Raw genomic sequence first — 12,552 nt, 5'->3', positions numbered from 1 at the left:
CAGACTTGACACCTGCGCAAATGGCTCGCCAGCAAAAAAACTGCTTATAATGTGATCAGCTTTTCTCTTTTTACCGCGCCATCCGCTTAACTCTTTCTTTTCTCTGGAAATCCAAGACCTTCCCGATGCGCCTGCTGAAGTTTCTGTGGTGGACCTGTGTCACCATTATTTGTGGAGTGCTGCTCAGTTTCAGCGGCGCCTATCTGTACCTCAGCCCGAACCTCCCGTCCGTGGAGGCCTTGCGCAACGTGCGCTTGCAGATGCCGCTGCGCGTGTACAGTGCTGATAACAAATTGATAGCAGAGTTTGGCGAGATGCGCCGAACGCCGATTCGATTTGCTGAAATCCCCCCGGATTTCACCCACGCACTGTTATCGGCTGAAGATGACAATTTCGCCAACCATTATGGCGTGGACGTCAAAAGCCTGATGCGTGCTGCCGCGCAATTATTGAAGACCGGCCACATCCAGACCGGCGGCAGCACCATCACCATGCAGGTGGCGAAGAACTACTTCCTCACCAACGAACGCAGTTTCTCCCGCAAGATCAACGAGATATTGCTCGCCCTGCAGATCGAGCGCTCGCTCACCAAGGACGAGATCCTTGAGCTCTACGTCAACAAGATCTACCTGGGCAACCGCGCCTACGGCGTCGAAGCCGCCGCCCAGGTGTATTACGGCAAGTCCATCAAGGACCTGAGCCTGGCGCAGATGGCGATGATCGCCGGTCTGCCCAAGGCGCCGTCGCGCTACAACCCGCTGGCCAACGCCGCGCGCAGCCTGGAGCGTCGCAACTGGATCCTCGAGCGCATGCTCAAGCTGGGCTTCATCGACCAGGCGCGCTACCAGGCCGCCATCCAGGAGCCGGTAGGCGCCTCGTACCATGTACAGACGCCGGAGCTGGCCGCCCCCTACATCGCCGAGATGGCCCGCGCCGAACTGGTCGGCCGCTTCGGTGGCGATGCCTATACCGAGGGCTATCGCGTCTACACCACCGTGCGCAGTGACCTGCAGGAAGACGCCAACACCGCCCTGCGCGAAGGCCTGCAGGACTACGACCAGCGCCATGGCTACCGCGGGCCGGAAACCCGCCTGCCGGGCAAGACCCGTGACGCCTGGCGCCAGGCGATTGCCGAGCAGCGCCCGCTGGGCGGCCTGGAGCCGGCCATCGTCACTCAGGTCGAGAAAAGCGGCGCCATGGTCATGACCCGCGACGGCAAGGAAGAAGCCCTGAGCTGGGACGGCATGAAATGGGCCCGCCCGTACCTCAGCAACAACAGCATGGGCCGCATGCCCAGCCAGCCCAGCGACGTGGTGCAGGCCGGTGACGTGATCCGCGTACAACGCAAGAGCGACGGTTCGCTGCGCCTGACCCAAGTGCCGGCCGCGCAGAGCGCGCTGGTGTCCCTGCACCCGCAGGACGGCGCGATCATGGCGCTGGTCGGCGGCTTCTCCTTCGAGCAGAGCAACTACAACCGCGCCACCCAGGCCCGTCGCCAGCCCGGTTCCAGCTTCAAGCCGTTCATCTACAGCTGCGCGCTGGACAACGGCTTCACCGCCGCCTCGCTGATCAACGACGCTCCGGTGGTGTTCTACGACGAGTACCTGGACAAGGTCTGGCGGCCGAAGAACGACACCAACACCTTCCTCGGCCCGATCCCCATGCGCGAGGCGCTGTACAAGTCGCGCAACATGGTGTCGATCCGTATCCTCCAGGCACTGGGCGTCAATCGCGCACGGGACTGCATCAGCAAGTTCGGCCTGAACAAGGACGACCTGCCGCCGAACCTGTCCATGGCCCTGGGCACCGCGACCCTGACGCCGATGGAAATCGCCGGCGCGTGGACCGTCTTCGCCAACGGCGGCTTCAAGGTCTCCCCCTACATCGTCCAGCGCATCGAAAGCCGCGACGGGCAACTGCTGTACCAGGCCAACCCGCCCAGCATTCCCCACGACGAGGAACAGGTGCCGGCGCAACCGGAAGCAGCCAGCACCGACGCCTTCGGCAATGAGGACCCGACCCAGGCCAAGACCACCGTCGAGCCGGCTGCCGCCGAGCGCGTCATCGACGCCCGCACCGCCTACATCATGACCAGCATGCTGCAGGACGTGATCAAGCGCGGCACCGGCCGCCGGGCCCTGGCGCTCAAGCGTGATGACCTGGCGGGCAAGACCGGCACCACCAACGAGTCCAAGGACGCGTGGTTCTCCGGCTACAACGCCGACTACATGACCACCGTCTGGGTCGGCTTCGACCAGCCGGAAAGCCTCGGTCGCGCGGAGTACGGCGGCAACGTCGCCCTGCCGATCTGGATGCGCTACATGGGCGCGGCGCTCAAGGACAAGCCGTCGCACCTGCTGCCCGAGCCGCCCGGCCTGATCAGCCTGCGCATCGACCCGGTGACCGGTCGCGCGGCAGGCCCCGGCACGCCGGGTGCGTACTTCGAACTGTTCAAGAAGGAGGACACGCCTCCAACGATGAGCGAGCTGCCTCGCGGCAGCGCTCCGGGCGGCGGCATGCCGGCGGACGAAGAAGCGCCCATCGACCTGTTCTGACACGAAGGCCCCTCTGTGCAGGGGCCTTCTCATTTTCGGGAAGCGCTTCCGACAAAGTCATGGCGTTTCGCTAACGCATTGATTAATCTGGCGTTTGCGGCGGTGAACAACCCCAGGCGGCTGACCCCATCCGGTACGTCAGGGGCTTCCCGCGGCAACTTCGTCAGGAGGTCTGGATGCCCCGCTCCCTGCCAGGCTGGCTGTTCTGCCTGCTCGCCCTGCTGCTGGGCGCGCCTTTGCTGCGCCTGCTTGCGCAACCCCGCCCGCTCGAACCTGCCCCTGATCTCGTCTACCTCGACCAGTTGTTCGCGGTGCTGATTGCCAGCGCCGGCCTGAGCGGACTGCTGATCGCCTTCCTGCTGCGCCTGGCAGGCCGAACGCTGGTCGCGCTGATCCTGCTGGTGCCGGCCATTGGCCTGTGCGCCTGGCACCTCACCCATACCCACCTCGGCCCGGTGTCGCCCACGGTTGAGCAATACCAGCTGCTGCTGGCAGGTTTGGCGGTGTATGCGCTGCTGCTGGCGGGTATCAACTGGCTGAACCGGGGCGCGCACGGGCCGCGTCGGGCGCTGCGCTACCTGGGCTTCGCCCTGTTGCTGCCGTGGTGTGTCGGGCTGTTCTACCTGGGGCGGCTCTACTACTGAGCCAGGTCACGCCAGGTCAGGTAGACACGCAGGTCGAACTCCAACTGGTGATAGCCGGGCAGCATGTGCTCGCAGAGCTGGTAGAACGCCTTGCTGTGATCGCGCTCCTTCAGGTGCGCCAGCTCATGCACGACGATCATCTGCAGGAACTCCGGGGCGGCGTCCTTGAACAGTGAGGCGACGCGGATTTCCTTCTTCGCCTTGAGCTTGCCGCCCTGCACGCGGGAAATCGCGGTGTTCAGGCCCAGCGCGCGCTGCACCACATCCAGCTTGTTGTCGTAGAGCACCTTGTCCACCGCCGGGGCGGTGCGCATGTATTGCTGCTTGAGGTCCATGGCATAGCCGTACAGCGCCTTGTCGCTCTGCACGTCGTGGCGACCGGGATAGCGGCGCTCCAGGTAGTCGCCGAGGCGATCCTGCTCGATGAGCTGGCGCACCTGGTCCTGGAGCTGTGGCGGATAGGCCTGGAGATAACGAAGCGGCTGCATGGGAAACGACTGGCGGTCAGAACAGCCGCCAGTCTAGCGCATTTCCCACTCAGGCCCGCGCGCGGGTGCTATAGGCCTCGGTGCGATAGGGGAAGGCAATTTCGCTGCGCCCCTTCAGCGCCGGGTGCGTGGCGATCAGTTCGTGCAGTTGCTCGGCGACCCGCTGCTTCTGCTCGTCGGGCAGCGCGGCGATGAAGCTCACCGACAGGGTCCGCGCGACGATGACCTGCTCCGGCGGGCCGACATGCTGGTAGCCGAACTCGCGCAGGCGCAGATCCTCGAAGCGCGATCCGGCAAAGGCCCGGCGCCATTGCCCGGTGTGGAAACGCGGCGTGCTGCCTTCGTAGCGCTCGAGGATGCGCGTGACCTGGGCGACCCAATCGACGCGCTCGTCGCGCACGTTCCAGACCAGCCCCAGGTGGCCACCCGGACGCAGCACGCGATGGATCTCCGCCAGGGCGCGCTCATCGGCGAACCAGTGGAAGGCCTGGGCGCAGGTCAGCGCATCGACGCTCTCCGCCGCCAGCGGCATCGCCTGGGCCGTGCCGTTGAGTACCTTTACGGCGGGCAGCGACGCACTGAGCTGCTCGCGCATCGCCGCCACCGGCTCGATCGCGGTGACCTGCGCGCCGCTGCGCAATAACAGCGATGTGAACTTGCCGGTACCGGCACCGAGGTCGACTACCTCCTTGCCGGCCCCGATGTCCAACGCCTCGCCCAGCCAGCCCAGCAACTCCTCGGGGTAGTCCGGGCGACCGTGGGCATAGGCCTTTGCCTCGCGGGTGAAACCTTCCTGCGCACTGCCATGTACATCCGTCATCGTGCCTCCAGAGCCTGCCCGGCGAGCACCAGCGCTCAGCGGAATCGGCAGGCCTTGCCGTCCAGGTAACTACGGTAGCAGTTGAGCAGTCGCGCTTCCTTGATGCGGCAGCGCTTCTGCCGGCACGCGCTGGAAAACTCGAAGCGTCCACCCTCCGGGTCGGCCAGTTGGATGCGGATCGCCGGCCAGCCGTTCTTCGGCGCTTTCGCCGGCGTGCTGAGCACGCGATTCTCGTTCTCCACCAGGGCCGCGCCGGCTTGCGCGTAGTCGAAGACGAACAACAAGGTGCGCGAGGTCTTCAGCGTGCACTCCTGGTGAGTAAGGCAGTTCTGCGCGTCCACCGGCAGGTCCACCGGCGGCCTGGGCGGCGGGGTCGCCGGCGCCGTCGGGCGCAGCGAACAGCCGGCGAGCAGGACCAGTAGCAGCAGGGAAAACCAGGCACGCAACATCGGGACTTCCTTCTGGCGGATACGAAAGAGCCCCGCAGGGCGGGGCTCTTCAGCTCTCTAGAAACAGAGCAGCAGCGGGAGCGGGATCAGTTGACCTTCGCTTCCAGCTCGCCCTTGGCGTAACGCTGGAACATGCCTTCCAGGGAGATCGGCTTGATCTTCGAGGCGTGGCCGGCGGTGCCGAAGGCTTCGTAGCGGGCGATGCAGACATCGCGCATGGCTTCGACGGTCTTGGCGAAGTATTTGCGCGGGTCGAACTCGCTGGGGTTCTTCGCCAGGAAGCGACGGATGGCACCGGTGGAGGCCAGGCGCAGGTCGGTATCGATGTTGACCTTGCGCACGCCGTACTTGATGCCTTCGACGATTTCCTCGACCGGCACGCCGTAGGTTTCCGGGATTTCGCCGCCGAACTCGTTGATGATCGCCAGCCAGTCCTGCGGGACGGAGGACGAACCGTGCATCACCAGGTGGGTACCCGGAATGCGCGCGTGGATCGCCTTGATGCGGTCGATGGCGAGGATGTCGCCGGTCGGCGGCTTGGTGAACTTGTAGGCGCCGTGGCTGGTGCCGATGGCAATGGCCAGGGCGTCGACCTGGGTCTTCTTCACGAAGTCAGCGGCTTCTTCCGGGTCGGTCAGCAGCTGGCTGTGGTCCAGCACGCCTTCGGCGCCCACGCCGTCTTCCTCGCCGGCCATGCCGGTTTCCAGGGAGCCCAGGCAGCCCAGCTCACCTTCCACCGACACGCCACAGGCGTGGGCGAAGGCAACGGTCTGCTGGGTGACGCGGACGTTGTATTCGTAGTCGGCCGGGGTCTTGCCGTCTTCCTTCAGCGAGCCGTCCATCATGACCGAGGAGAAGCCCAGCTGGATGGAGCGCTGGCAGACGTCAGGGCTGGTGCCGTGGTCCTGGTGCATGCACACCGGGATATGCGGGAATTCTTCGATGGCGGCGAGGATCAGGTGGCGCAGGAAGGGCGCACCGGCGTATTTGCGGGCGCCGGCGGATGCCTGGACGATCACCGGGGAATCGGTCTTGTCGGCCGCTTCCATGATGGCGCGCATCTGCTCGAGGTTGTTGACGTTGAAAGCCGGAACGCCGTAGCCGAACTCGGCGGCGTGGTCCAGCATTTGGCGCATGCTGATGAGTGCCATGGTCTCGCTTCTCCCAGAAGGCGGGCTCATTCACATGAACCCGTAAAGATAGGTGTGCAAGCCTGCCGCAGGGGCAGGCGGTGTTCAAGTAGTCCGGCGTACGCCGGACAATCGGCGCTCAGCGCGCCTTGCAACCACGGCCGATCAGGTCGTTGCTCTCGACCCAGTAGACCACGCCCTGGTCACCTTTGATGCTCAAGCCGATCAGCCCGTCGCTATAGAAAGCGCCGGAGCCGCCGGGTTCCTCTTCCAGATGATGCACGACGTCATCGTCCCCCAGTTGCAGGTCGACCACCGACCTGCTGGGGTCCACGTAATGCCAGCGCACCTCGGCCCCGCTGTCGCAGACCCAATGGTTCCAGCCAGTGCCCGTGCCGGCCTTGCCGTCGGACGAATGGCTGGAACAGCCGGCCAGCAGCGCAAGGGCCAGCACCGGGACGAAATAACGCAGCATCGGGCGATTCTCCTTCGGGCGGACGTGCCGCCGGATATCCAATGCGCCAGATTGCCCGTCCCGCCGCAGGAACGCCAGTGCCGCCCGTGCGTGGGCGCGGGCGGCACCGTCAGATCGTGAACCCGACCGCCGGGCGCTGCCTCAGGGGCAGTTCACCGGCTTCTGGCCAGGGGTCGGATCGCCGCTGCTCTGGCTTTCCACCCGTTCGCGGTTCTGGTCCGAGGGCACCATGACCGCGGGCGGGCTCATCACTTCACAGGTACTGGGGGCCGCGCCGCCTCCGGCACACCCCACCAGCACCAGGCATAACGACAGCACGGGGGTGACAGCTCGCATGACCGTTCTCCTTGGCATCCGTACAAGGCTTGTGACCCGGGGATGCCGCAGAGGTTTGCTTTACTGTCGCCCGGCGGCGCCCGGAGCGTCAGGCTTTGGCGCGCTGCTCCAGCACTTCGACGGCCGGCAGGACCTTGCCCTCGACGAACTCGAGGAAGGCGCCACCGCCGGTGGAAATGTAGGAAATCTGCTCGCCGATGCCATATTTGTCGATGGCCGCCAGGGTGTCGCCGCCGCCAGCGATGCTGAACGCGGAGCCTTCGGCGATCGCCTTGGCCAGGGTCTTGGTGCCCTCGCCGAACTGGTCGAATTCGAACACGCCCACCGGGCCGTTCCACAGGATGGTCTTGGAGGTCTTCAGCAGCTCGGCGAACTGGGCGGCGGTCTTCGGGCCGATGTCCAGGATCATGTCGTCGTCGGCCACGTCGGCGATGTCCTTGACGGTGGCGACGGCGCTCTCGGCGAACTCCTTGGCGACCACGACATCCACCGGCAGCGGAACGCTGACCTTGGCGGCAATGGCCTTGGCGGTGTCGACCAGATCGGCTTCGTACAGCGACTTGCCGACCTTGTGGCCCGCCGCGGCGAGGAAGGTGTTGGCAATGCCGCCGCCGACGATCAGCTGGTCGCAGATCTGCGCCAGGCTGTTGAGTACGTCGAGCTTGGTCGACACCTTGGAGCCGGCGACGATGGCCGCCATCGGGCGGGCCGGGTTGCCCAGGGCCTTGCCCAGGGCTTCCAGCTCGGCGGCCAGCAGCGGGCCGGCCGCGGCGACCTTGGCGAACTTGGCCACGCCGTGGGTCGAGCCCTCGGCGCGGTGGGCGGTGCCGAAGGCGTCCATGACGAACACGTCGCACAGGGCGGCGTATTGCTGGGCCAGTTCGTCGGCGTTCTTCTTCTCGCCCTTGTTGAAGCGCACGTTCTCGAACAGCACGACTTCACCCGGCTTCACCTCGACGCCGCCCAGGTAGTCCTTGACCAGCGGCACGGCGCGACCCAGGGCCTTGGCCAGGTAGTCGGCGACCGGCTGCAGGCTGTTTTCCTCGGAGAATTCGCCTTCGGTCGGGCGGCCCAGGTGCGAGCAGACCATCACCGCCGCGCCCTTTTCCAGGGCCAGCTTGATGGTCGGCAGCGAGGCCAGGATGCGCGCGTCGCTCTTGACCACACCGTCCTTCACCGGAACGTTGAGGTCTTCGCGGATCAGTACGCGCTTACCTTGGAGGTCGAGGTCGGTCATCTTCAACACGGTCATGACAGTCAGTCCTGTAGGGGCTGTTTGATTAACGTTCGGTAGCGGCGACACGCAGGAAATGCCCTGCGGTGTCGAGCATGCGGTTGGCGAACCCCCACTCGTTGTCGAACCAGGCCAGCACGTTCACCAGCCGGGGGCCGGAAACGCGGGTCTGGCTGCCATCGACGATGGCCGAATGCGGGTCGTGGTTGAAATCGCAGCTGGCGTGGGGCAGCTCGGTGTACGCCAGCAGGCCTTTCAACGGGCCGTCGGTGGCGGCCTGGCGCAGCACGCGGTTGATCTCGTCGGCCGACGTATCGCGGGAGACCTGCAGCGTGATGTCCAGAGCCGAGACGTTCACCGTCGGCACCCGAATGGCTTTGGCCTGGATTCGCCCGGCGAGTTCCGGCAACAGGCGTTCGATGCCGCGCGCCAGCCCCGTGGACACCGGGATCACCGACTGGAAGGCCGAGCGCGTGCGGCGCAGGTCTTCGTGGTGGTAGGCGTCGATCACCGGCTGGTCGTTCATCGCCGAGTGGATGGTGGTGATCGAGACATACTCGATGCCCACGGCCTCGTTCAGCAGCTTGAGCAGCGGCACGCTGCAGTTGGTGGTGCAGGAGGCGTTGGACACCAGCGTCTCGGCGCCGGAGAGGCCCTGCTGGTTGATGCCGAAGACCACCGTGGCGTCGATGTCCGCCTCGCTGGCCATCGGCTGGGAGAACAGCACCCGCGGCGCCCCGGCGCCAAGGAAGCGCTCGCCGTCGGCACGGGTGTGGTAGACGCCGGAGCATTCGAGCACCAGGTCGATGTCCAGGGCGCGCCAGTCGATGGCCTCGGGTTCGGCTTCGCGGAACACCTTCACGCAGTCGCTGCCCACATGCAGGCAGCCATCGGCCACGCTCACCTCGCCGGGGAAGCGGCCGTGGGTGGAGTCGAAGCGGGTCAGGTATTCCAGGCTGGCCAGGTCCGCCAGGTCGTTCAGCGCGACGATGGCGAACTCGGCCTTGGCGCCGCGCTCGTGCAGGGCACGGAACACGCAGCGGCCGATGCGGCCATAGCCATTGAGGGCAACACGGTAAGGGCGCTTGGACATTGTTATCCCTTGGTGATCGTCGCAGGAGCGGGCTTGCCCGTGATTCGAGCGAAGCGGTTCGCGAGCAAGCTCGCCCCTGCAAGAGCCGGATCAGGCGTCGAGCAGCTCGGCAGCGACTTCCAGCACGTTCTCGACGGTGAAGCCGAAGTGCTCGAACAGCGCCGGGGCCGGGGCCGACTCACCGAAGGTGGTCATGCCGATTACGCGGCCTTCCAGGCCCACGTACTTGTACCAGTAGTCGGCGTGGGCGGCTTCGATGGCGATGCGCGCACCCACCTGGACCGGCAGAACGGCCTGCTTGTAGCCGGCGTCCTGCTGGTCGAAGACGCTGGTGGACGGCATGGAGACCACGCGCACCTTGCGGCCTTCGGCGCTGAGCTTGTCGAACGCCTGCACCGCCAGGCCGACTTCGGAGCCGGTGGCGATCAGGATCAGTTCCGGCTCGCCGTCGCAGTCCTTGAGCACGTAGGCGCCACGGGCCACGTCGGCCAGCTGGGCGGCGTCGCGCGGCTGGTGCGGCAGGTTCTGGCGGCTGAAGATGAGCGCGGACGGGCCGTCGGCGCGCTCGATGGCGTATTTCCAGGCCACCGCGGACTCCACGGCATCGGCCGGGCGCCAGGTGTCCAGGTTCGGGGTCAGGCGCAGGCTGGCCAGTTGCTCGATCGGCTGGTGGGTCGGGCCGTCTTCGCCCAGGCCGATGGAGTCATGGGTGAACACGTAGAGCACGCGCTGCTTCATCAGGGCGGACATGCGCACCGCGTTACGGGCGTATTCCATGAAGATCAGGAAGGTCGCGCCGTAGGGGATGAAGCCGCCATGCAGGGCCACGCCGTTCATGATGGCGCTCATGCCGAACTCGCGAACGCCGTAGAACACGTAGTTGCCATTGGCATCGTCCGCGCTCACGCCCTTGCAGCCTTTCCACAGGGTCAGGTTGGAACCGGCGAGGTCGGCGGAGCCGCCGAGGAATTCCGGCAGCAGTGGGCCGAAGGCGTTCAGCGCGTTCTGGCTGGCCTTGCGGCTGGCGATGGTTTCGCCCTTGACGGCGACGTCGGCGACGTAGGCCGCGGCCTTCTCGGCGAAGTCGGCCGGCAGTTCACCGGCAACGCGGCGCTGGAACTCGGCGGCCAGTTCCGGGTGCGCGGCCTGGTAGGCGGCGAAGCGCTTGTTCCACTCGGCCTCGGCGGTGGCGCCAGTGTCCTTGGCGCTCCACTCGGCGTAGATGTCCGCCGGGATCTCGAACGGCGCGTGGTTCCAGCCCAGCGCGGCGCGGGTGGCGGCCACTTCGTCGACGCCCAGGGCGGCGCCGTGGCTTTCTTCCTTGCCCTGCTTGTTGGGCGAGCCGAAGCCGATGATGGTCTTGCAGCAGATCAGGGTCGGCGCATCGCTCTTGCGGGCAGTCTCGATGGCGGTCTTGATCTCGTCGGCATCATGTCCGTCGACGTTGCGGATCACCTGCCAGCCATAGGCTTCGAAGCGCTTGGGGGTGTCGTCGGTGAACCAGCCGTGGACTTCGCCGTCGATGGAGATGCCGTTGTCGTCGTAGAAGGCGATCAGCTTGTTCAGGCGCAGGGTGCCGGCCAGCGAGGCGACTTCATGGGAGATGCCCTCCATCATGCAGCCGTCGCCCAGGAAGGCGTAGGTGTAGTGATCGACGATGCGGTGGCCGTCGCGGTTGAACTGCGCGGCCAGCACCTTCTCGGCCAGCGCCATGCCCACGGCGTTGGCGATACCCTGGCCCAGCGGGCCGGTGGTGGTCTCAACGCCGGCGGTGTAGCCGTACTCCGGGTGGCCCGGGGTGCGCGAGTGCATCTGGCGGAAATTCTTCAGGTCATCGACGGTGACGTCGTAGCCGGTGAGGTGCAGCAGCGAATAGATCAGCATCGAGCCGTGGCCGTTGGACAGCACGAAGCGGTCGCGGTCGGCCCATTGCGGGTTGCTCGGGTTGTGCTTGAGGTAATCGCGCCAGAGCACTTCGGCGATATCCGCCATGCCCATGGGGGCGCCAGGATGGCCGCTGTTGGCTTTCTGCACGGCATCCATGCTCAGTGCGCGGATGGCGTTGGCTCGCTCACGACGGCTGGGCATCGCTGAATCTCCTGCGGGGGCTGCTTCGAAAGATCGAAGGGAATGAAAAAAGGCCGGTATTTTCGCCCAGCCGGGCCCTGCGGGGCAATGACAGATCGGCAGATGCCTGATGCAAGGCACGCTCCTGCGCCGCCCCACTGGTCAAAAACCACTCATCCGCCAATATCAAAACTTTTTGATACAGCTATTGCCCGCCCCGGAACCCGCGACTAGACTGCGCCACCTATGAGTCTGCGCCTGCCCGAAATCCGCCACGACGATTGCGACCAGCTGGCTGCCCTGTGCAAGGCCGGCGGCGATCCGCTGCGGCTGAACGTGCTGCGGGTACTGGCCAACGATTCGTTCGGCGTGCTGGAGCTGGCGCATATCTTCGGCGTGCGCCAGTCGGGCATGAGCCATCACTTGAAGGTGCTGGCCCAGGCCGGCCTGGTAGCCACCCGCCGCGAAGGCAACGCGATCTTCTATCGCCGCGCCCTGCCGCAGCCCGAGAGCCTGGGCGGCACGCTGCACGGCGCACTGCTCGAGGAAGTCGACGAGCTGGCCCTGGCCGATGACGTCAGCGCCCGCATCGATGGCGTGCACGCCCAGCGTGCGGCCGTCAGCCGCGACTTCTTCGCCCGCAGCGCGGAGAAATTCCAGGCGACCCAGGACCTGATCGCAGGACTGCCGCAATACCGCGAAAGCGTGCTGGCGCTGCTCGATGCACTGAGCTTCGCCCCCGGCGCCACGGCGCTGGAAGTCGGCCCCGGCGACGGTGGATTCCTCCCGGAGCTGGCCCGGCGTTTCGATCAGGTCACCGCGCTGGACAACAGCGAGACCATGCTCGAAATGGCGCGGCAACGCTGCGCCAGTGAAGGATTGAACAACGTCCGGCTGCGGCTGGCCGACGCCCTGCGGGATGTCGACGACGCGGCGGATTGCGTGGTGCTGAACATGGTCCTGCACCACTTCGCCGCACCGGCCGAGGCCGTGAAGCAGCTGGCGCACCTGGTGAAACCCGGTGGCAGCCTGCTGGTGACCGAACTCTGCAGCCACGACCAGAGCTGGGCCCGCGAGGCCTGCGGGGATCTGTGGCTTGGGTTCGAACAGGAAGACCTGGCCCATTGGGCCGACGCCGCCGGGCTCGCGTCCGGCGAAAGTGTGTACATCGGTTTACGTAATGGCTTTCAGATCCAGGTACGGCACTTCGCCAAGCCGGATTCGCGAAGCGTCCTCACCCACCGGTAATTGAATAGGAACC

At 65.9% G+C, this 12,552-nt stretch carries 12 protein-coding genes; 3 read left to right on the top strand and 9 right to left on the bottom strand.

Features of this window, described 5'->3' with window-relative positions; genetic code table 11:
• Positions 1 to 125 precede the first annotated feature (125 nt).
• Together ACNFIA_RS11635 and ACNFIA_RS11630 are read left to right on the top strand one after the other, a co-directional pair.
• Positions 126 to 2,555, top strand: coding sequence for a penicillin-binding protein 1A (locus ACNFIA_RS11635; protein WP_416784952.1), 2,430 nt, complete (start codon positions 126 to 128; stop codon positions 2,553 to 2,555).
• A gap of 176 nt (positions 2,556 to 2,731) precedes the next feature.
• Positions 2,732 to 3,199 (top strand): hypothetical protein, encoded by a 468-nt coding sequence (locus ACNFIA_RS11630; protein ID WP_416784950.1) that lies wholly within the window; start codon positions 2,732 to 2,734, stop codon positions 3,197 to 3,199.
• Here ACNFIA_RS11630 and ACNFIA_RS11625 read toward each other — a convergent pair.
• The 9 genes from ACNFIA_RS11625 to tkt form a co-directional block, all read right to left on the bottom strand.
• Positions 3,193 to 3,687, bottom strand: coding sequence for a YgjP-like metallopeptidase domain-containing protein (locus ACNFIA_RS11625; protein ID WP_259757767.1), 495 nt, complete (start codon positions 3,685 to 3,687; stop codon positions 3,193 to 3,195). The two genes, ACNFIA_RS11630 and ACNFIA_RS11625, sit on opposite strands and share 7 nt — an antisense overlap.
• Positions 3,688 to 3,736: 49 nt before the next feature.
• A complete protein-coding gene (locus ACNFIA_RS11620; RefSeq protein WP_416784948.1) occupies positions 3,737 to 4,507 on the bottom strand; it encodes a class I SAM-dependent methyltransferase in 771 nt (256 codons plus the stop codon).
• A 35-nt stretch (positions 4,508 to 4,542) separates the two neighbouring features.
• The gene (locus ACNFIA_RS11615; protein WP_416784945.1) at positions 4,543 to 4,956 is read right to left on the bottom strand and encodes a hypothetical protein; all 414 of its coding nucleotides are present in this window, start codon (positions 4,954 to 4,956) and stop codon (positions 4,543 to 4,545) included.
• An 86-nt stretch (positions 4,957 to 5,042) separates the two neighbouring features.
• A complete protein-coding gene (gene fba, locus ACNFIA_RS11610; RefSeq protein ID WP_152226796.1) occupies positions 5,043 to 6,107 on the bottom strand; it encodes a class II fructose-bisphosphate aldolase in 1,065 nt (354 codons plus the stop codon).
• A 118-nt stretch (positions 6,108 to 6,225) separates the two neighbouring features.
• The gene (locus ACNFIA_RS11605; RefSeq protein ID WP_416784943.1) at positions 6,226 to 6,561 is read right to left on the bottom strand and encodes an MliC family protein; all 336 of its coding nucleotides are present in this window, start codon (positions 6,559 to 6,561) and stop codon (positions 6,226 to 6,228) included.
• 141 nt (positions 6,562 to 6,702) lie between these two features.
• Positions 6,703 to 6,897 (bottom strand): hypothetical protein, encoded by a 195-nt coding sequence (locus ACNFIA_RS11600; RefSeq protein WP_259757772.1) that lies wholly within the window; start codon positions 6,895 to 6,897, stop codon positions 6,703 to 6,705.
• Positions 6,898 to 6,985: 88 nt separating this feature from the next.
• Positions 6,986 to 8,149: a phosphoglycerate kinase gene (locus ACNFIA_RS11595; RefSeq protein WP_259757774.1), complete on the bottom strand. Its 1,164-nt coding sequence runs from the start codon at positions 8,147 to 8,149 to the stop codon at positions 6,986 to 6,988.
• A 28-nt stretch (positions 8,150 to 8,177) separates the two neighbouring features.
• The gene (epd, locus tag ACNFIA_RS11590) at positions 8,178 to 9,224 is read right to left on the bottom strand and encodes an erythrose-4-phosphate dehydrogenase (RefSeq protein ID WP_416784940.1); all 1,047 of its coding nucleotides are present in this window, start codon (positions 9,222 to 9,224) and stop codon (positions 8,178 to 8,180) included.
• A gap of 90 nt (positions 9,225 to 9,314) precedes the next feature.
• A complete protein-coding gene (gene tkt / locus ACNFIA_RS11585; protein WP_259757776.1) occupies positions 9,315 to 11,312 on the bottom strand; it encodes a transketolase in 1,998 nt (665 codons plus the stop codon).
• Between the two features lie 225 nt (positions 11,313 to 11,537).
• On the opposite strand from tkt, the gene ACNFIA_RS11580 reads away from it, so the two are divergent.
• Positions 11,538 to 12,539 carry an ArsR/SmtB family transcription factor gene (locus tag ACNFIA_RS11580; RefSeq protein WP_416784938.1) on the top strand — a complete coding sequence of 334 codons (1,002 nt, stop codon included), beginning with the start codon at positions 11,538 to 11,540 and terminating at the stop codon, positions 12,537 to 12,539.
• Positions 12,540 to 12,552 lie beyond the last annotated feature (13 nt).

The organism is Pseudomonas sp. NY15437 (assembly GCF_048068435.1).
Lineage (GTDB): Bacteria > Pseudomonadota > Gammaproteobacteria > Pseudomonadales > Pseudomonadaceae > Pseudomonas > Pseudomonas nitroreducens_B.
Note: the sequence above shows the minus strand (reverse complement) of the source record. Positions and strands in the feature narration are given on the sequence as shown.